We start from the raw sequence: 19,160 nt of genomic DNA, 5'->3' as shown, positions 1-19,160 counted from the left end.
GGAGACGTCCCGTCCGCGCCGCGTCCGATCCGTCGAGGGAGACAGCCATGCCGACGCCCACCACGCCCGCCGAACTCGGGCCGCGCCTCGCGCGGATCTTCCACGAGCGTCTTCAGGAGGCGTTCGCGGCCTATATGCGGTCAAGCCAGGAGGCTGCCGCCCGCCTGCTGGAAGGCGTGTCCGCGCGTGCGCTCGACCCCACGACGGCGTGGAAGGACGCGGCGTCCTACTGGGTCGACTTCGGGCAGCGCGCGGCGCTGTTCTGGGACACGCTGCGCCAGCGCGGCGACGACTGGCTGGAGCACGAGAAGGCCGGCAAGCCGCCGCTGCTGCATTTCGCCTACGAGACCGTCGCCGACGCGCGCAGCTTCGCCCGGCCGGTCAATTACTGCCTGCTGCGCATTCTGCCGAAGGACGTGGCGGTCGCCGACCTGACGAAGCGGCCCTTCGTCATCATCGACCCGCGCGCCGGGCACGGCCCCGGCATCGGCGGCTTCAAGCAGGACTCGGAGGTCGGCGTGGCGCTGAAGGCCGGCCACCCGGTCTATTTCGTCTCATTCTTCCCGGACCCCGAGCCCGGCCAAACCCTCGCCGACGTGTCGCGCGCGGAAGCCGAGTTCCTGCGCATCGTCCACGCGCGCCATCCGCGCGCCGGCCGGCCCGTCCTCATCGGCAACTGCCAGGGCGGCTGGGCGGCGATGCTGATCGGCGCGCTGGAGCCCGATGTCGTGGGCCCCATCGTCATCGCCGGCGCGCCGATGTCGTACTGGGCTGGCAACGACGACGAGAACCCGATGCGCTATTCGGGCGGCGTGCTCGGCGGCGTCTGGCCTGCCCTGCTCGCCAGCGATCTCGGCGGCGGCATCTTCGACGGAGCCTACCTCGTCGAGAATTTCGAGAACGCCAACCCCGCCAACACGCTCGTCGACAAGCCCTACACGCTGTGGTCGAAGGTCGACAGCGAGCCGCCGCGCTTCCTCGAGTTCGAGCGCTGGTGGGGCGGCTACTTCCTGATGAACCGCAACGAGATCAAGTGGATCGTCGAGAACCTGTTCGTCGGCAACCGGCTGGCGAAGGGCGACGCGGAGTGGTCGGAAGGCCGCGCCTTCGACCTGCGGGAAATCCGCTCGCCGATCATCGTCTTCGCCTCGCTGGGCGACAACATCACCCCACCCCAGCAGGCCATCAACTGGGTCGCCGACCTCTACCCCACCACCGAGGCGCTGAAGGCCAACGGCCAGGTCATCGTCGGCCTCATGCACCATAGCGTCGGCCACCTCGGCATCTTCGTGTCCGGCGGCGTCGCCCGCAAGGAACACGCCCAGATCGTCGAGGTGCTGCAGCAGATCGAGGCGCTGCCGCCCGGTCTCTACGCCATGCAGATCGAGGAGACGCGCGACGCGGGCGGCGCGCCTAGCTTCGACGTGCACCTCACGGAGCGCCGCGTCGAAGACCTCCGCGCCATGCAGAAATACGACCGCGTCGACGAGATCCCGTTCGGATCGGTCGACCGCGTCTCGCGCATGAACGAGGCGTTCTACGAAAGCGTCGTGCATCCCTGGCTCAAGGCGGCGGTGATCCCCCAGGCGGCGGCGATGGCGCGCGCCTTCCATCCGCTGAGGCTGCAACGCTGGGCGCTGTCCAGCCTCAACCCCGCGATGGGGCCGGTGAAGGGCGCGGCGGAACTGGCGCGGGTGAACCGCGCGCCGCGCGACGACACGGGCCCGGCGGCGCTCGGCGAGGCGTGGGCGGCGTCGATGGCCAGCCAGGGCCTGGAACTGGCGCGCGCGATGCGCGACGCCATGGCCGAATATCTCTTCTTCTCGATCTACGGGCACATGAGCCTCTACGGGGACGCGGCGACCGAAGCCGAAGAGACGGACGAGGCGCGCGGCGAGGTCGCCGGCGCGCAGCGCGTCCGCGAGGCCATCCGTAATGCCGCCAAGGGCGACTTCCACGACGCCATCGTCCGCATGGCGCTGATGGCCGTGAAGGCGGGCACGGGACGGCGCAGGCTCTCGGCGATGCGCGCCAGCCACGGCCTGCTGGGGCGGGGCCTCGGCATCACCGGCGTCAACCCCGACGAGCTGCGCCGGCGCGTGGGCCAGCAATCGGCCATCGTCGAGTTCGCGCCCGAGGTCGCGCTGGACACGCTCGGGCAATTGATGCCGGACGCCGGCGACCGCGCGCGGGCGCTCGCCGTGTTCGAGGCCATCGCGGCGCAGGCCGACCTCAACGAGGCCCAGCGCGTCCTGCTCGACGAATTGAGGGTGCGGCTCGGGCCGGCGGCCCCGGCGGGCGACTCCGGCAAGATCGTGGCGCTCGCCGCGGGCGCGCGGCGCAAGGCGGGCCGGAGGGCGCGCGCATGATCGAGCTTCCTCACGGCCAGCCGCTGCTCGGCGACAAGGTGCTGGTGCTCGGCATCGCCAACGAGCACTCCATCGCCTATGGCTGCGCCCGCGCCTTCCGCAAGCTCGGCGCGGACCTCGCGGTGACCTACCTGAACGACAAGGCGCGGCGCTTCGTGGAGCCGCTGGCGCAGGAGCTCGGCGCGGAGATCTTCGCGCCGTGCGACGTGTCCGTTCCCGGCCAGCTCGAGGCCGTGTTCGAGCTGATCCGGCAGCGCTGGGGACGGCTGGACTGCGCGCTGCACTCCATCGCCTTCGCGCCGAAGGAAGACCTCCAGGGCCGCGTCCTCGACTGCTCGGCCGAGGGCTTCGCGCTGGCGATGGACGTGTCGTGCCATTCCTTCGTGCGCATGGCGCGGCTGGCCGAGCCGCTGATGGACAAGGGCGGCACGCTGTTCGCCATGAGCTATCTCGGCGCCGAGCGCGTCGTGCCGAACTACAACATGATGGGCCCGGTGAAGGCGGCGCTGGAAAGCTGCGTGCGCTACCTCGCGCACGAGCTCGGCGAGCGCCAGATCCGCGTCCACGCCGTGTCGCCGGGGCCGCTGAAGACGAGGGCCGCGTCGGGGCTGAAGGATTTCGACCTGCTGCTCGCCGAGGCCGCCGCGCGCGCGCCGGTAGGCGAACTGGTCGACATCGACGACGTGGGCGTCACCACCGCCTATCTCGCGACGCCCTACGCCCGCCGGCTGACCGGCATGACGGTCTATGTCGACGGCGGGCTGAGCATCATGGCGTAGCGGCGCGGAGCGGCCGGCGGGGAGGGGGTCCGAGGTGAGCGCGCAAGGCGGGGCGGCCGGGAGGGCGGGCGTGGAACGGGGGTGGGCGGCCGGGCTCGTCTGGGGCCGCGCCGACCTCGTCGCCGGGCTGACCGCCGGCGCGGTGGTCATCCCCAAGGCGATGGCCTACGCCACCGTGGCGACCCTGCCCGTGGCGGTCGGCCTCTACACCGCACTCGTGCCGATGCTGGTGTACGGCCTGCTCGGCTCCTCGCGCGTGCTGAGCGTGAGTTCGACCACCACCATCGCCATCCTCACCGGCGCGGAGATCGCGCTGGTCGCGCCGGACGGCGACCCGGCGCGCGTCGCCACGGCCGCTGCGACGCTGACCGCCCTTGTCGGCCTCATCCTCATCGTCGCCCGTTATCTGCGGCTCGGATTTCTCGCCAACTTCATCTCCGCGCCCGTGCTCACGGGGTTCAAGGCGGGCATCGGGCTGGTGATCGTCGTCGACCAGCTTCCCAAGCTGCTCGGCCTGCACATCGAGAAGCACGGCTTCTTCGCGGACCTGCTGAGCCTCGCCCGGCATATGCCGGAGGCGTCCGGGCCGACGCTCGCGGTCGCGGCGGCGACGCTGGCGGTGCTGGTCGGGCTCGAGCGTTTCGCGCCGCGCGCCCCCGCGCCGCTGCTCGCCGTGGGCGGGGCGATCGCCGCCGCCGGCCTGCTCGGCCTCGCCTCGCGCGGCGTGTCGACGGTCGGCTTCATCCCCACCGGGCTGCCCTCTCTGACGCTGCCGGACCCGTCGCTGGCGCTGGCGCTGCTGCCCGGCGCGTTGGGCATCGCGCTGATGAGCTTCACGGAGACCATCGCGGCGGGGCGGGCCTTCTGGCGCAGCGGCGACCCGGCGATCCGCCCGGCGCAGGAGCTGACCGCCACCGGCCTCGCCAACGTCGCCGGGGCCGTGCTGGGGGCGATGCCGGCGGGCGGGGGCACCTCGCAGACGGGCGTCGTGCGCGTTGCCGGCGGCGTCTCGCAGACCGCCTCGCTGGTGACGGCCGGCCTCGCCGCCGCGACCATGCTGCTGCTGTCGCCGCTGCTCGGCCTGCTGCCGAACGCGACGCTCGCGGCCGTCGTGATCGTCTATTCCGTGCCGCTCATCAAGCTCGGCGAGTTCCGCGACATTTTGCGCGTGCGCAGGATGGAGTTCCAATGGGCGGTGGCGGCGGCGCTGGGCGTGCTCGTCTTCGGCACGCTGCAGGGCATCGTCGCCGCCATCGTGCTGTCGCTGATCGGGCTCGGCAGCCAGACGGCGTTTCCGCGAGTCTCGATCATCGGCCGCAAGCGCGGCGCCGACGTGCTGCGCCCGCTCTCGCCCGAGCACGCCGACGACGAGACCTTCGAGGGGCTGCTCATCCTGCGCCCGGAGGGGCGGCTGTTCTTCCTCAACGCCCAGGCCGTCGCCGACCGCGTCACCGCTTTGGTGCGCGAACACCGGCCGCGCGTGGTGGTGCTCGACATGAGCCGGGTGCCGGACATCGAGTATTCGGCGCTGCAAATGCTGATGGAGGGCGAACAGCGAGCGACCGAGGCGGGGGCGGTCGTGTGGATCGCGGCGCTCAATCCGGACGCGCTGGAGGCGGTGCGCCGCGCCGGCTTCGACCGGCGCCTCGGCCGCGAGCGGCTGCTGTTCAACGCGCGGGCGGCGATCGACCGCTACCTTTCGGCCGGCGACGCCAGCGGCGCGCCGGCGGGAGACGGATTGGAGAGGGGAGCACGGGAATGAGCGCCAAGGCGAAGAACGAGAAGGTGAAGAACGACAAGCCCGCCGAGAACGAAGGCCCGATGTCGGGCAAGGCCTACGAGAAGGAGCTGCGCCGCCTGCACGGCGAACTCGTCGCCATGCAGGAATGGGTGAAGCACGCAGGGCTCAAGGTCTGCATCGTGTTCGAGGGCCGCGACGGGGCCGGCAAGGGCGGCGCGATCAAGGCCATCGTCGAACGGGTGAGCCCGCGCACCTTCCGCGTCATCGCCCTGCCCGCCCCGAGCGACCGGGAGAAATCGCAGATGTACGTGCAGCGCTACCTGCCGCACCTGCCGGCCGGCGGCGAGGTCGTGATCTTCGACCGCAGCTGGTACAACCGCGCCGGCGTCGAGCGGGTGATGGGCTTCTGCACCGAGGCCGAGGCGCAGGTGTTCCTCTCGGCCGTCCCGAAGGTCGAGAAGGCGATGGTGGATTCCGGCATCATCCTCATCAAGTTCTGGCTGGAGGTGAGCGAGGACGAGCAGACGCGGCGCATCAAGGACCGCATCGACGACCCCCGCAAGGTGTGGAAGCTCTCGCCGATGGACCTCAAGTCCTACACGCGCTGGTACGATTATTCGCGCGCCCGCGACGACATGTTCCAGAACAGCGACACGCAATGGGCCCCGTGGATCGTGGTGCCGTCGGACGACAAGCGGCGCGCGCGCCTCAACATCATCCGGCACATCCTCGACACGGTGCCCTACGACAAGGTGAAGCGCGAGAAGATCAAGCTGCCCAAGCGCCAGAAGCCGGGCGACTACCGCGACCCGCTGCACCCGGTGACGCTGGTGCGGCAGGCCTATTGAGAGGGGCGGGAGGCGGCGCGGCCTCCCGCCGGCTCACATGGTGGCGCCGATCTGCCAGGGCACGAACTCGGCGTCGCCGTAGCCCAGCTCCTCGGACTTGGAGCGCTCGCCGGAGGCCACGGCCAGCACCTTGGCGAAGATCTCGCGGCCCTTCTCCTCGATGGAGACACCGTCGAGAATGTCGCCGCAGTTGATGTCCATGTCGTCGATCATGCGGCGGTAGATGTCGCTGTTGGTGGCGAGCTTGATCGAGGGCGTCGGCTTGCAGCCATAGGCCGAGCCGCGCCCGGTCGTGAAGCACAGCACGTTGGCGCCGCCCGCCACCTGGCCGGTGGCGGAGACGGGATCGTAGCCGGGCGTGTCCATGTACACGAAGCCCTTGGCGTCGACCGGCTCGGCGTAGTGGTAGACGCCGGTCATCGTCCGCGTGCCGCCCTTGGCCGCCGCGCCCAGCGACTTCTCCAGGATGGTGGTGAGCCCGCCCAGCTTGTTGCCGGGAGACGGGTTGTTGTTCATCTCCATCTTGTTGCGGGCGGTGTAGTCCTCCCACCATCGGATCATGCCGACCAGCTTCTCGCCGATCTCGCGGGTGGCGGCGCGGTAGGTGAGCAGGTGCTCGGCCCCGTAGATCTCCGGCGTCTCGGAGAGGATGGCGGTGCCGCCATGGCGCACCAGCTCGTCCACCGCCGCGCCCAGCGCCGGGTTGGCGGTAATGCCCGAATAGCCGTCAGAGCCGCCGCACTGCAGGGCCAGCATCAGCTCGGAGGCCGGCGTCGTCTCGCGGCGCACCGCGTTGACCTTGGGCAGCATGGCGCGGATCGCCTCAACCCCGGCGGCGACCGTCTTGCGCGTGCCGCCGGTCTCCTGGATCGTCATGGTGCGGAAGGTGTCGCTCTCCTGCACGTTGTAGGCGTCCTTCCAGCGGCCGATCTGGAAGCCCTCGCAGCCGAGCCCCACCATCACCACGCCGCCGACATTCGGGTTGGTGGCGTAGCCCCACTGGGTGCGCTTGAGCACCTCGTAGCCCTCGCCCTTGACGTCGAGCGCGCAGCCGCCGCCCTGCACGAGCGGGATGACGCCGTCGATGTTGGGATAGTCGCGCAGCACGCCCGAGCGCACGATCTCCTCGGCCATGAAGCGCGCCACCGTCGCCGAGCAGTTCACCGAGGTGAGGATGGCGATGTAGTTGCGCGTGCCAACCTTGCCGTTGGCGCGACGATAGCCCTGGAAGGTGGCCTGCATCTCGACCGGCAGCACCTCCTCCGGGCGCGCGCCCTCGGCGAAGCGGTAGTCGCGCGCGAAGGCGTGCATCTCGACATTGTGCTCGTGGACCCACTCGCCCGGCGCGATGTCGAGCGCCGCGAAGCCGATCACCTGGCCGAACTTCAGCACCGGCGCGCCGGTGGGGATGGCCGCGGTGGCCATCTTGTGCCCGCGCATGACGCGCGAGCGGGCGGCGATCCCTTCCACCGTCGCGCCGGCTTCGATCGGATCGACCGCGACGACCACGTTGTCGGCGGCGTTGAGCCGCACGACGCGCGGCGCGTTGAGGACGGGGGCGTTCATGGTTTCCTCCGGATCACCGGTTCGAAAGGGGCCGCGACGGGCGCGCTCGCCCCCTTCTAAACCGGTTCGAACCGCTTGAGCAGGGGGATTCGCGCCGGCCGCGCGCGAGGCCCGGGTGGGCGCGGCGAAGCTAGCGCCTGCGCCGCCGCAGCCCGTCGGCGTAGACGATGGCGATGATCAGCACGCCGGTGATGATGAACTGCCAGAACGAGTTGACGTTCATCAGATTGGCGCCGTTGCGGATGGTCGCCAGGATGAACGCGCCGAGGAGCGGCCCCCACACGCTGCCGATGGCGCCGAACAGGCTGGTGCCGCCGATCACCGAGGCGGCGATGGCCTCCAGCTCGAAGCCGATGGCCTGGGTGGCGTTGCCGGTGCCGGTGCGCGAGGCGAGCATGACGCCGACGATGGCGGCGCACACCGAGGACAGGATGTAGGCGGTGGCGGTGACGGCGTTGACGTTGACGCCCGACAGCCGCGCCGCCTCCGGGTTGGAGCCGACGGCGTAGAGATAACGCCCCCAGCGGCTGAGGTGCAGGTACACGAAGGCCGGCACGGCGACGACGATCACCACCATGAACAGGTTGGGGATGCCAAGGAACTCGCCGCGCGAGAAGCCGGTGAAGACGTCGTTCGTCACGTTGACGGTGGAGCCGTTGGTCATCAGCAGGCCGACGCCGCGCAGCGCCGTGAAGGTGGCGAGCGTGATGATGAACGGCGGCAGCCCCATCTTGACGACGCCGAAGGCGTGGAACGCGCCGATGCCCGCGCCGAGCAGCAGCGAGGCCAGGATCATGATCCACAGCGCCACGCCGTTGGCGATCGACTCGGGCAGCCCGGCGCCGACCAGCCACGCCGTCACGTCCGGCGCGACGCTCTGGATGAGCATGGCGACGACCACGGTGATGAAGCTCGCCACCGCGCCGACAGAGAGGTCGATGCCGGCGGTGATGATCACGAAGGTCTGGCCGAGCGCCAGGATGGCGAAGATCGCGCCCTGGCGGGCCAGGTTGGAGAGGTTGCCCGGCGTGGCGAAGGTCGAGGTCTTCCACGCGAGGAACAGGAACATCGCCAGCAGCACGCCCACCAGCGTCAGGCCGAGCAGGCGCGAGAACTCGAACTTCGTGCGGGGCGCGTCGCCCGTCGCGGCGGTATCAGTCATGTCCCTCGTTCCCTCGTGGCGCGGGGCGCCTCACACTCCGATGGCTTCCGTCAGGATCTGCTCGTGGCTCGCGGCCTTGAAGCCGTGCGAGGCCACCTGCCGCCCGCCTCGGAACACGTGCAGCCTGTCGGCCAGCTCGTACACCTCCGGCAAATAGGAGGAGATCAGCAGGATGCCCGCGCCCTTGGCGAGCAGCGCGCCGAACAGGCGGTAGATCTCGGCCTTGGTGCCGACGTCGACGCCCACCGTGGGCTCGTCGAAGATGAACAGCTTCGCGCCGTGGTTCAGCCACTTGCCGATGACGATCTTCTGCTGGTTGCCGCCGGAAAGGCTCAGCGCGAGCGCGTTGCGCGAGGCCGTCTTGATGCGCAGGTCGCGGATCTGCTTGTCGGCGGCCTTGCGTTCCTCCGAGGCGGAAATTGTGACGCCTCGCGTCAGCCGGTCGAAGACCGGCAGGTTGAGGTTGAGGCCGACCCCGAGGTTGAGGCAGAGCCCCTGGTCGCGCCGGCTTTCGGGCGCGAGCGCCATGCCGAGGTCGATGGCGTCGCGCTCGCGGCGGATCGTCACGGGCTGGCCCCGCCACAGCACCTCGCCGGCGGTGACGCGCTCGCGGCCGTAGACGCCCATCACGAACTCGCTGCGGCCCGCGCCGATGAGGCCGTAGAGGCCGACGATCTCGCCCTCCCGCACGGTCAGCGACACGTCCTCGAAGCCGCGGCCGCTCAGGTGGCGGGTCTCCAGCACCGGCGCGCCGTGCGCGAAGGTCTCCTTGTGGTAGATCTGCTCGATCGAGCGGTTGATCATCAGCGCGATCAGCTCGGCGTCGGTGGTCTCGGCGACGACGCGGGTGCCCACCAGCATGCCGTCGCGCAGCACCGACACGCGGTCGGCCAGCTCGAAGATCTCCTCCATGCGGTGGCTGATATAGACGATGGTGACGCCCTGCGCCTTGAGGCGGCGGATGAGCGCGAAGAGCTGCGCGGCCTCCTGCCTCGTGAGGTAGGCGGTGGGTTCGTCGAAGATGAGGAACTGCGTGCCGCGCGTCGCCGCGCGCGCCGTGGCGATGAGCTGCTGCTGGCCGATGGTCAGCGTCGAGAGCACCGCGCCCGCCGGCAGGTTGAAGCCGAGGTCGTCGAGGATGCGCTGCGCCTCGCGCACCATGGCGCGGTCCTTCAGCAGGCCGCGCGCGGTGCGCTCGTCGCCGAGGAAGATGTTGGCCGCCACCGTCAGATGCGGGCACAGCACCACTTCCTGGTGGACGGCGTTGATGCCGAGCGCGATGGCCTCGTTGGGCGTCGAGAGGTCGGTGGGAACGCCCTTCCAGACGATCTCGCCGGCGGTGCGCGGCGTCACGCCGGTCAGGAGCTTGATGAGCGTGGACTTGCCCGCGCCGTTCTCGCCGACGATGGCGTGGATCTCCCCCGCCTCGAAGGCGAGGTCGGCGGGCTTGAGGGCATGCGTGCCGACATAGCGCTTCTCGAGCCCGCGCAGCTCGAGGATCGGCCCGGCGAACGAATCCCGGCGCGCGGACGGGGCTTCGGCGGCGGCGGACAAGGACGCGTCTCCGGATGTCGTGGAAGCGGCGAACCCGCCCCCGGCGTCGGCGCGCCGGAGGCGGATGCGCTTTGTGGCCCGGCTTACTTCACCTTCGGGTTCAGCAGTTCCTGCGCGCGGGCGCCGTTCATGTTCTCGCCCGTGATCAGGTTCGCGCCGGTGTCGACGAAGGCTTCGACCTTCTCGCCCTTCGAGGCGGCGAGCGCGGTCTTCACGCCGTCATAGCCCATCCGGTAGGGGTCCTGCACGACGGTGGCGGCCATCACGCCGTCCTTCAGCGCCTTGACCAGCTTGTCGTCGGAGTCGAAGCCGACCAGCTTGACCTTGTCCTGCGCCTTGGACTCGGCGATCGCCTGGATCGCGCCCTGCGCCTGGATGAGGTTCGAGGCGAAGATGCCGCGCAGGTTGGGGAAGGCCGTCATCAGGTCGGTGGTGATGTTGAGGCCGCCATTGGCGGTGCCGTCCGACACCTTGTCGGCGACCAGCTTGAGGCCCGGATACTTGGCGGCCAGCTGCTCCTTGAAGCCCTTGGCGCGCTCGTCGAGCGAGCCGACGCCCGGCAGGTGGGTGATCAGCGCCACCTCGCCCTCGGGCTTGCCGTACTTGGCGGCGATGGCGGCGGCGAGGCCGTCGGCCGCGATGCGCCCGCCCTGCACGTTGTCGGTGGTCAGGAACGAGGTGAACGCCTTGGAGTCGGCAGCGGAGTCGATGCCGATCACCTTGACCGACTTGGCGGCCTCGTCGATCGGCTTGCCGAGCGCGGCGCGCTGGGTCGGCGAGATGACGATGGCGGCCGGCTTGGAGGAGACGGCGTTCTCGAGGATGGCGATCTGGCCGTTGATGTCGGCCTCGGACTGCGCGCCGAGCTCCGGCACCTTGACGCCGAGGTCCTGGCCCGCCTTGCGCGCGCCGGCGAGCACGATCTGCCAGTAGAAGGACGTGGTGTCCTTGACGATGATCGGAATGGTGGGCTGCTGGGCTTGAGCGGGGGAGCCGAGGCCGACGGACGCGGCCATCAGTCCGGCGAGGAGCCAGGTCTTCTTCATGGTTTCCTCCTGAGGCCGGCGCGGCCGGCCGTCGTCTGGTTGCAATGGTCGCGGTCGAAACAACCGTTCCATAATTGCAAAGCTATGGAACACCGGTTTCATAGCCCGCGCAAGGGGCTTGCCGCCGGTCAAGGCGCGGTACCGGACAGTTTTCCGACGGGGCCCGGCCGCGCTTCTAGTCTCGGTTGAAAACGACAGCTTTCACGCGTTTCCGAGCCGATGGCGGAGCGCTTCACGTGGCTGTGCCATAAGGACGCGCTTCTTGCGGGCCGAGCCCGCAACCCCAACGGGCGGACCTCGTCCGCCCGTCCCCGGAATGCCGGAGCCTTGGCGGAGGCATATCCGGGGGCCAGCGCATGGATGTTGCCGCGAAGCGGCGCTCAATCGAAAAGGCCATAAGGACGCGCTCCGCGCGGCATGTTGCGCTGGGCCCCGGCTCCGGTTCCGCTTCGCTGCACCGGGCCGGGGACGGGCGGGCCGCAGGCCCGCAACCAAAGGGCGGGCGGAGAGCCCTGCTCATCTGGAGAGGGGAGCCCGCCCCCGCGGGTGTCCTGCTCCGCCGAAGTTGCCCGCCCGGCCGCGAAGCGGTAGAGACGCGCGCCCGCCGCCGGCGGCCGTCGTCACCGGAAGCCTCCCACCGGAGCCCTTCCACGGGAATCCTCGCCATGACGCCCGAGACCTTCGTCCTCAAGCTCGCCTGCCCCAACCGGCCCGGCATCGTCGCCGGCGTGTCGACGGTGCTCTTCGAGGGCGGCTGCAACATTCTCGAGGCGCAGCAGTTCGACGACACCGAAACCGGCCGCTTCTTCATGCGCGTGGCGTTCAATGCCGTGCGCGAGGACAGCGGGCTCGAGGCCGTGCGCGACGCCTTCGCGCCCGTCGCCGAGCGCTTCGGCATGGAGTGGACGATGCGCTCGCAGGCGCAGCGCCGGCGCGTCATGCTGCTGGTGTCGAAGTTCGACCATTGTCTGGCCGACCTGCTCTACCGCCGCCGCATCGGCGAGCTGGCCATGGACGTGTCGGCGGTGGTCGCCAACCACCCGCGCGAGACCTATTCCCACCACGACCTCGACGGCATCCCGTTCCACTACCTGCCGGTGACCCGGCAGACCAAGCTGGAGCAGGAACAGCAGCTCTGGGAGCTGGTGAAGAGCACGGAGACGGAAGTGGTCGTGCTCGCCCGCTACATGCAGGTGCTGTCGGACGGGCTGGCGGCCAAGCTGTCGGGACGCTGCATCAACATCCACCACTCCTTCCTGCCCGGCTTCAAGGGGGCCAAGCCCTACCACCAGGCGCACGAGCGCGGCGTGAAGCTGATCGGCGCGACGGCGCACTACGTCACCTCGGACCTCGACGAGGGGCCGATCATCGAGCAGGACGTCGAGCGCATCTCGCACCGCGACACGCCGGACGACCTCGTGCGCAAGGGCCGCGACATCGAGCGGCGCGTGCTCGCCCGGGCGCTGGCCTACCATCTCGACGACCGGGTGATCCCCAACGGCCGCAAGACCGTGGTGTTCGCCGGCTGAGCGCGAAGCGCCGCCCCGGCCGCCTCAGCCGAGCCGGCGCGTGACCTCGTCGGCCAGCGCCAGCGAGGCGGTGAGGCCCGGGCTCTCGATGCCGAACAGGTTGACCAGGCCTGCGACGCCGTGCGCCTCCGGGCCGTCGACGCGGAAATCGGGCGCGGGATCGTGGGGGCCGGCGATCTTCGGCCGAATGCCGGAATAGCCGGGGGCCAGCGCGCCGTCCGGCAGGCCGGGCCAGTAGCACCTGATGGCGGCCTCGAAGCCCTCGCCGCGCGCCGGGTCGACCTCGTAGTCGATGGCGTCCACCCACTCCACGTCCGGGCCGAACTTCGCCTGCCCGCCGAGGTCGAGCGTCAGGTGGACGCCGAGCCCGTGGGCGTGCGGCGCGGGGTAGATCAGCCGCGAGAACGGCGCGCGCCCGGCGAGCACGAAGTAGTTGCCCTTGGCGTAGCGGGTTTGCGGGACGTGCTCGCCGGCGAGCCCGGCGACCGCGGCGGCGACGCGCGAGGCGTGCAGGCCGCCGCAATTGACCAGCGCGCCGCATGTGAGCCGCATCGGCTCCGCGCCGCCCGCCTCCACGGTGAAGCCGCCGCCCGTCGCCTCGGCGCGCAGGAACGGCGTGCGGAAGGCGAAGGCCGCGCCGTGCGCCTCCGCGTCGCCCAGCAGGGCCAGCATGTAGGCGTGGCTGTCGATGATGCCGGTGGAAGGCGACAGCAGCGCGCCGACGCAGGCGAGCGACGGCTCCAGCGCGCGGGCCGCCGCGCCGGAGATCATCTCGAGGTCGTCGACGCCGTTCTGCGCGCCGCGCCGTCCGACCGCCTCGACCGCCGCGAGCTCCGTCGCGTCGGCGGCGACGACCAGCTTGCCGCAGCGTCGGTGCGGCACGCCGTGCGAGGCGCAGAAGGCGTAGAGCCGCTCGCGACCCTCGACGCAGAGCCGCGCCTTCAGGCTACCCGCCGGGTAGTAGAGCCCGGCGTGGATGACCTCGCTGTTGCGCGACGACGTCTCCGAGCCGATGCCGTCGGCGGCCTCCAGCACGACCACCGAGCGGCCCTGCAGCGCCAAGGCGCGCGCGACGGCGAGGCCGACCACGCCGGCCCCGACCACGACAACGTCGACATCCGCCATGGAAGGCGGGTCAGCCCGGCAGCCGCGCGGCGCGCGGGTCGCGCCGGGCCAGCCGCTCCAGCAGGTACTCGACCTCGGCCTTGGCCGCCGCCGTGAGGGCGGAGCCCGGCTTGCGCTGCGCGTCCGACGCCAAAATGCCGCGCCGCTTCAGCACGTATTTACGCACCGCCAGGCCGACGCCCTGCTGCTGCTCGTAGCGCACCAGCGGCAGGTGGGCGTCGAACACGTCGTGCGCCTCGTCGCGGCGGCCCTCGGCCTGCAGGCGCACCACGTCGACCAGCATCTCGGGGAAGGCGTAGCCGGTCATCGCGCCGTCGGCGCCGCGCTCCGTCTCGAAGTCGAGGAACAGCCCGCCATTGCCGGTGAGGATGGAGACGCGGCGCAGCGAGCCCTCGGTCTCGAACCGGCGCAGCGCCGAGATTTTCTCGAGCCCCGGCCAATCCTCGTGCTTGAGCATGACGCAGGACGGATTGTCGGTGATGATCCTCTGGATGACGCGCGGCGTCATCACCACCGACAGAGTCAGCGGGTAGTCCTGGATGCAGAACGGGATGTCGGAGCCGATGGCCTCCACCGCCTGGGCGTAATAGGTGACGATCTGGTCGTCGGTGCGCAGCGAGGGCGGCGGCGCGATCATGACGCCGCCGGCGCCCTTGTCCATGACGGCGCGGGCGAGCCCGCGCATGGCGGCGAAGCCCGGGGCGGAGACGCCGACGAGCACGGGCAGCCGTCCCGCGCGGCGGATGCAGCGCTCCACGAAGGCGAGCGACTCGGCCTGGTCGAGCTTGGGCGCCTCGCCCATGATGCCGAGCACCGTCATGCCCGTCGCGCCGATCTCGCCCCACCAGTCGACCATGCGGTCGGTCGAGTCGAAGTCGATGGCGCCGCCGTCGGTGAAGGGTGTGGGGGCGATGGGGTAGACGCCCGTGCTGTCGATGCCGAACATGCCGATTTCCTCCGTGTCCGTCCCGTCTAGCCAAACGCCGGCCGCCCGGCAACGCCGGCTGGCGCGGGGATGGGCCGCGCCGGCGGCCTAGTGGAAGTCGCGCGACTTGGGCAGGACGCGCACGTCGCGGGGGTGGCGGCGCGGCGAATGGCCGCCGGAGACGCGGTTCTCCGGGATCGGCCGGCGCACCTCGTCGGCGTTGGCGAGCGGCGGGTCGAGGGCGCGCTCCGACAGGCGGCCGAGCTCGGCGGAGCGGTCGACCAGCCGCTCGGCGACGACGTGGACGATGCCCTCCGGGCTGCGCTGGGCGCGGCCCTCGATCACGATCAGCCGCGCGCCCATCACCTCGCGCCGGTACTTCTCGCGCAGGGTCGGCCAGACGACGCAGTTGGCGATGCCGGTCTCGTCCTCGATGGTCATGAACACGACGCCCCGCGCGCTGCCCGGCTGCTGGCGCACCAGCACCACGCCGGCGGCGCGTGCGCGCCGCCCGTCGGCCAGGTTCGCCACGTCGCGGCAGGCGAGCGCGCCCTCGCGCGCGAAGAGCGGGCGCAGGAAGCCCATCGGGTGGCCCTTCAGGGAGAGGCGCAGCGTCTGGTAGTCGGCGACGACGTGCTCGGGCAGCGGCATGGCCGGCAGCGCGGTGGCCGGCTCCTCGGCCAGCTCCGCCGCGCCGGCGGCCTCGAACAGCGGCAGGGCGATGTCGTCGGGCAGGCGGCGCACCGCCCAGGCGGCCTCGCGCCGGTCGAGCCCCATCGAGCGCATGGCATCGGCCTCGGCCAGGCGCACCAGCGCCGCCTTGGACAGCCCGGCGCGGCGCTGCAGCGTCTCGACCGTGTCGTAGAACGCGCCGCGCCGCTCGACGATGCGGCGCGCCCAGTCCTCGCGGAAGCCGTCGATCTGGCGCAGCCCGAGCCGCAGGGCGAGCGCGCCGTCGTCGCGCTCCTCCAGCGTGCAGTCGTGCCGGCTGGCGTTGACGTCCGGCGCGCGCGCCTCGACGCCGTGCTCCACGGCGTCGCGCACGATCTGCGCCGGGGCGTAGAAGCCCATGGGCTGGCTGTTGAGCAGCGCCGCCGCGAAGGCGGCCGGGTGGTGGAGCTTCAGCCACGACGAGGCGTAGACGAGCAGCGCGAAGGAGGCGGCGTGGCTTTCCGGGAAACCGTATTCGCCGAAGCCCTCGATCTGTTGGAAGCAGCGGGCCGCGAAGTCGGCGTCGTAGCCGCGCCGCACCATGCCCTCCACCATCTTGCGCTGGAACAGGTGGATGGTGCCGACGCGCCGGAAGGTGGCCATGGCGCGGCGCAGGCGGTTGGCCTCGTCGGGCGAGAACTTCGCCGCCTCGATGGCGATGCGCATGGCCTGCTCCTGGAACAGCGGCACGCCCAGCGTCTTACCCAGCACGCGCTCCAGCTCGTCCGCCGGGCCGTGCTCGGGCGCGGGGCGGGGATAGACCACCTTCTCGCGGTTCTGCCGCCGCTTCAGGTAGGGATGCACCATGTCGCCCTGGATCGGCCCCGGCCGCACGATCGCCACCTCGATGACGAGGTCGTAGAAGCGCTCCGGCCGCAGGCGCGGCAGCATGTTCATCTGCGCCCGGCTCTCGACCTGGAACACGCCGAGCGAGTCGGCGCGCTGCAGCATGGCGTAGACCTGCGGGTCCTCGCGCGGGATCGTCGCCAGCTCGAGGTCGGCGCGGCCGTGCTCGCGCAGCATGTCGAGCGCCTTGCGGATGCAGGTGAGCATGCCGAGCGCGAGCACGTCGACCTTCATGATGCCGAGCGCGTCGATGTCGTCCTTGTCCCACTCGATGAAGGTGCGGTCGTCCATGGCGGCGTTGCCGATCGGCGCCAGCTCGTCGAGCCGGCCGCGCGTCAGCACGAAGCCGCCGACATGCTGCGACAAATGGCGCGGGAAGCCCTGCAGCCGCGTGGCGAAGTCGACGGCGCGCAGGATCGCCGGGTTGGCGGGGTCGAGCCCGGCCTGGCGCACCTGCGCCTCGTCCATGCCCTTGCCCCAGCTGCCCCACACCGTGTTGGCCATGGCGGCGGTGATGTCCTCGGTGAGGCCGAGCGCCTTGCCGACGTCGCGGATGGCGCTGCGGGATCGGTAGGAGATCACCGTCGCGGCGAGCCCGGCGCGCTCGCGGCCGTAGCGCTGGTAGATCCACTGGATCACCTCCTCGCGCCGCTCGTGCTCGAAGTCGACGTCGATGTCGGGCGGCTCGCGCCGCTCGGCCGAGACGAAGCGCTCGAACAAGAGGTCGATCTCGGTGGGGTCGACCGCCGTCACGCCCAGGCAGTAGCACACGGCCGAGTTGGCGGCCGAGCCGCGCCCCTGGCACAGGATGCCGAGCCCGCGCGCGTGGGCGACGATGTCGTTGACGGTGAGGAAATAGGGCGCGTAGCCGAGCTGCGCGATCAGCGCCAGCTCCTTGACGAGGGCCGCGCGCACGGCCTCCGGCACGCCGGCGGGGTAGCGCCGCGCGGCGCCCTCCCAGGTCAGCCGCTCCAGGTGCCCCTGCGGGGTCGCGCCCGGCGGGGTCGGCTCGTCGGGATATTCGTAGCGCAGCTCGTCCAGCGAGAAGCGGCAGCCGTCGAGGAAGCGCACCGTCTCGGCCACCGCCTCGGGCGCGTGGCGGAACAGGCGGGCCATCTCCTCCGGCGATTTCAGGTGGCGCTCGGCGTGCGCCTCCAGAAGCCGGCCGGCGGCGTCGATGGTGACGTGCTCGCGGATGCAGGCGAGCACGTCCTGCAGCGGCCGGCGCTCGGGCTCGTGATAGAGCGGGTCGTTGCTGGCCAGCAGCTTCACGCCGGCGGCGGCGGCCAGCTCGGCGAGGCGGTGCAGCCGGCGGCGGTCGGCCCCGCCGTGCGGCATGGTGGCGGCGAGCCACAGCGCGCCGGGGGCGAAGGGGGCGAGCCGCGCCAGCGCGCCGGCCAGCCGCTCCGCCTCGGCCGGCGTCAGCCGGCGCGCCGGCATCGCCGCCAGGTTGAGCCCGGCCCCCGGCCCCGCACCCTCCTCCGCCAGCGCCAGCAGGTCGTCGAGGCGCAGATGGCACTCGCCCTTGCGCGCCCGCCTTTTGCCGAGCGTCAGCAGCCGGCACAGCCGGCCGTAGCCGGCGCGGTCGCGCGGGAAGGCGAGCACGTCCGGCGTTCCGTCCATGAAGACGAGCCGCGCGCCCACGGCGAGGCGCGGGCCGCCCGGCCCGCCGGCCCCGGTCTCCTTCAGCGCGACATGGGCGCGCACTACGCCGGCCAGCGTGTTGCGGTCGGCCACCCCGAGGCCGGCGAGGCCCAGCGCGGCGGCGCGGGCCACCATCTCCTCGGGGTGCGACGCGCCGGTGAGGAAGGAGAAATTGGTGGCGGCGGCGAGCTCGGCGAAGGCGGTCATGGACTCGCTCATGAGCTCACGCGAACAGCCCGTGCAGGAACCAGCGCGGCGCCTGCGTCTCGCGCTCCCACAGCCCCTCGCGGAACAGCCAGAAGCGGCGGCCCGCCTCGTCCTCGACGCGGAAATAGTCGCGCGTCAGCGCCTCCGCCTCGCCGCGCCACCATTCGGGCGCGATGCGCTCCGGCCCCTCGGCCTTGCGCACGACATGCGGCGCGCGCCGCCAGCGAAAGCGCACCGGCGGCCCGTCCGGCACCTCGGCCACCGCCTCGATGCGCTCGGGCGGGTCGAGCAGGCGCAGCGGCCTTGCGGGCGGCTCGCCGGGGCAGGCCCACTCCTCCCAGGCCGGCTCGCGCGCCAGCGCCGCGCCGCCACGCTGGGCCGGCACGGCCACGGCGGCGCGCTCCGGGCAGTGCGTGTCGCGGGCGGACAGGCGCAGCACACGGCGCGCCCCGAAGCGCGCGCCCAGCCGGTCGGCGAGCTCGGCCATCGCCTCCTCCGCCCCGACGCGGCCGCCGAGCCCGGCCTGCGCCTCCACGAAGCGCTCGCTGTGCAGCGCGGCGAGGCGCATCACGTCGAAGCCGAAGCCGGGGTCGAGCGGGTCGGCCAGCGCGTCCAGCCGCTCGCGATAGAGGCGCAGCACGGCGGCGGGGTCGCGCAGCGGGCGGCTGCTCTCCACGGCGACGCGGCGCACCGCGCCGTCGGTGCGGAAGAAGGAGAGCTCCAGCCGCCGCGCCCCCTCGCCGCGCCGCTCCAGCACGCCGGCCAGCTCGCCCGCCAGCGCCAGGATGGAGCGGCGCACGTCGTCCTCGTGGCCGATCGGCTCGGCGAAGCGGCGCTCGGCGAGGCAGGCCGGCAGCGGCCGGCGCGGCGACACCGGCTCCTCGGCGCGGCCGAGCACGCCGTCCAGCCGGTCGAGCAGGCGCAGGCCGAAGCGCGCCGCCAGCGGGCCGCGCGGGCGCGCCGCGAGGTCGCCCACCGTTTTCAGGCCCAGCCGGCCGAGCGCCACCAGGCTGTCGGCGTCCAACCCCAGCGCCGCGACGGGCAGCGGCCGGGTCGCGCGCGCCTCGCCCCCCGGCGGCAGCACCAGCCCGGCCCCATCGCGTTCCGC

13 protein-coding genes are annotated in these 19,160 nt (G+C 71.8%); 5 read left to right on the top strand and 8 right to left on the bottom strand.

Annotation, left to right across the window (positions count from 1 at the left end; translation table 11 throughout):
- Nucleotides 1–47 precede the first annotated feature (47 nt).
- The 4 genes from NK718_RS05260 (at nucleotide 48) to ppk2 (ending at nucleotide 5,737) form a co-directional block, all read left to right on the top strand.
- Nucleotides 48–2,369: a DUF3141 domain-containing protein gene (locus NK718_RS05260; protein WP_254739325.1), complete on the top strand. Its 2,322-nt coding sequence runs from the start codon at nucleotides 48–50 to the stop codon at nucleotides 2,367–2,369.
- Complete coding sequence (gene fabI / locus NK718_RS05255) at nucleotides 2,366–3,148, top strand: enoyl-ACP reductase FabI (RefSeq protein ID WP_254739324.1); 783 nt, start codon at nucleotides 2,366–2,368, stop codon at nucleotides 3,146–3,148. Before NK718_RS05260 ends, fabI begins: the two co-directional genes overlap by 4 nt.
- A 70-nt stretch (nucleotides 3,149–3,218) precedes the next feature.
- Entirely contained in the window at nucleotides 3,219–4,910 is a 1,692-nt protein-coding gene (locus NK718_RS05250; RefSeq protein WP_371877220.1) for a SulP family inorganic anion transporter, read from the top strand.
- Nucleotides 4,907–5,737 carry a polyphosphate kinase 2 gene (gene ppk2 / locus NK718_RS05245; RefSeq protein WP_371877219.1) on the top strand — a complete coding sequence of 277 codons (831 nt, stop codon included), beginning with the start codon at nucleotides 4,907–4,909 and terminating at the stop codon, nucleotides 5,735–5,737. Before NK718_RS05250 ends, ppk2 begins: the two co-directional genes overlap by 4 nt.
- A 33-nt stretch (nucleotides 5,738–5,770) precedes the next feature.
- Here the strand turns inward: ppk2 and NK718_RS05240 are convergent, their stop codons facing one another.
- The 4 genes from NK718_RS05240 to NK718_RS05225 all read right to left on the bottom strand — a co-directional run bounded on the left by NK718_RS05240 (nucleotide 5,771) and on the right by NK718_RS05225 (nucleotide 11,035).
- Entirely contained in the window at nucleotides 5,771–7,303 is a 1,533-nt protein-coding gene (locus tag NK718_RS05240; protein ID WP_254739323.1) for a UxaA family hydrolase, read from the bottom strand.
- Between the two features lie 130 nt (nucleotides 7,304–7,433).
- A complete protein-coding gene (locus NK718_RS05235; RefSeq protein ID WP_254739322.1) occupies nucleotides 7,434–8,465 on the bottom strand; it encodes an ABC transporter permease in 1,032 nt (343 codons plus the stop codon).
- 30 nt (nucleotides 8,466–8,495) lie between these two features.
- A complete protein-coding gene (locus NK718_RS05230; RefSeq protein WP_254739321.1) occupies nucleotides 8,496–10,019 on the bottom strand; it encodes a sugar ABC transporter ATP-binding protein in 1,524 nt (507 codons plus the stop codon).
- A gap of 83 nt (nucleotides 10,020–10,102) precedes the next feature.
- Nucleotides 10,103–11,035 carry an ABC transporter substrate-binding protein gene (locus NK718_RS05225; protein ID WP_254739770.1) on the bottom strand — a complete coding sequence of 311 codons (933 nt, stop codon included), beginning with the start codon at nucleotides 11,033–11,035 and terminating at the stop codon, nucleotides 10,103–10,105.
- 695 nt (nucleotides 11,036–11,730) lie between these two features.
- Between NK718_RS05225 and purU the strand changes: the two genes are divergently transcribed.
- Nucleotides 11,731–12,594 carry a formyltetrahydrofolate deformylase gene (gene purU, locus NK718_RS05220; protein ID WP_254739320.1) on the top strand — a complete coding sequence of 288 codons (864 nt, stop codon included), beginning with the start codon at nucleotides 11,731–11,733 and terminating at the stop codon, nucleotides 12,592–12,594.
- A 24-nt stretch (nucleotides 12,595–12,618) separates the two neighbouring features.
- Here the strand turns inward: purU and NK718_RS05215 are convergent, their stop codons facing one another.
- From NK718_RS05215 to NK718_RS05200, 4 genes are all read right to left on the bottom strand, one after another.
- Nucleotides 12,619–13,719, bottom strand: a complete 1,101-nt coding sequence (locus NK718_RS05215) for an NAD(P)/FAD-dependent oxidoreductase (protein ID WP_254739319.1) — start codon at nucleotides 13,717–13,719, stop codon at nucleotides 12,619–12,621.
- 10 nt (nucleotides 13,720–13,729) lie between these two features.
- On the bottom strand, nucleotides 13,730–14,665 hold the full coding sequence (locus NK718_RS05210; protein ID WP_254739318.1) for a dihydrodipicolinate synthase family protein: 936 nt from the start codon (nucleotides 14,663–14,665) through the stop codon (nucleotides 13,730–13,732).
- Between the two features lie 87 nt (nucleotides 14,666–14,752).
- Nucleotides 14,753–18,052, bottom strand: coding sequence for an error-prone DNA polymerase (locus tag NK718_RS05205; RefSeq protein WP_254739767.1), 3,300 nt, complete (start codon nucleotides 18,050–18,052; stop codon nucleotides 14,753–14,755).
- A 16-nt stretch (nucleotides 18,053–18,068) separates the two neighbouring features.
- Nucleotides 18,069–19,160: Y-family DNA polymerase (locus tag NK718_RS05200; RefSeq protein WP_254739317.1), on the bottom strand; the 1,092-nt coding region annotated here is incomplete at its 5' end.

Origin of the sequence: Alsobacter ponti (assembly GCF_024294805.1) — a bacterium.
Classification (GTDB): domain Bacteria; phylum Pseudomonadota; class Alphaproteobacteria; order Rhizobiales; family Beijerinckiaceae; genus Alsobacter; species Alsobacter ponti.
This window is presented reverse-complemented; position numbering and strand designations above follow the sequence as displayed.

Bases quoted from the DNA above. Each gene is read 5' to 3' on its own strand.
- NK718_RS05205 (WP_254739767.1), bottom strand. From the start codon at position 18,052: ATGACCGCCTTCGCCGAGCTCGCCGCCGCCACCAATTTCTCCTTCCTC.
- fabI (WP_254739324.1), top strand. From the start codon at position 2,366: ATGATCGAGCTTCCTCACGGCCAGCCGCTGCTCGGCGACAAGGTGCTG.
- ppk2 (WP_371877219.1), top strand. From the start codon at position 4,907: ATGAGCGCCAAGGCGAAGAACGAGAAGGTGAAGAACGACAAGCCCGCC.
- NK718_RS05240 (WP_254739323.1), bottom strand. From the start codon at position 7,303: ATGAACGCCCCCGTCCTCAACGCGCCGCGCGTCGTGCGGCTCAACGCC.
- NK718_RS05225 (WP_254739770.1), bottom strand. From the start codon at position 11,035: ATGGCCGCGTCCGTCGGCCTCGGCTCCCCCGCTCAAGCCCAGCAGCCC.
- NK718_RS05235 (WP_254739322.1), bottom strand. From the start codon at position 8,465: ATGACTGATACCGCCGCGACGGGCGACGCGCCCCGCACGAAGTTCGAG.
- NK718_RS05215 (WP_254739319.1), bottom strand. From the start codon at position 13,719: ATGGCGGATGTCGACGTTGTCGTGGTCGGGGCCGGCGTGGTCGGCCTC.
- purU (WP_254739320.1), top strand. From the start codon at position 11,731: ATGACGCCCGAGACCTTCGTCCTCAAGCTCGCCTGCCCCAACCGGCCC.
- NK718_RS05210 (WP_254739318.1), bottom strand. From the start codon at position 14,665: ATGTTCGGCATCGACAGCACGGGCGTCTACCCCATCGCCCCCACACCC.
- NK718_RS05260 (WP_254739325.1), top strand. From the start codon at position 48: ATGCCGACGCCCACCACGCCCGCCGAACTCGGGCCGCGCCTCGCGCGG.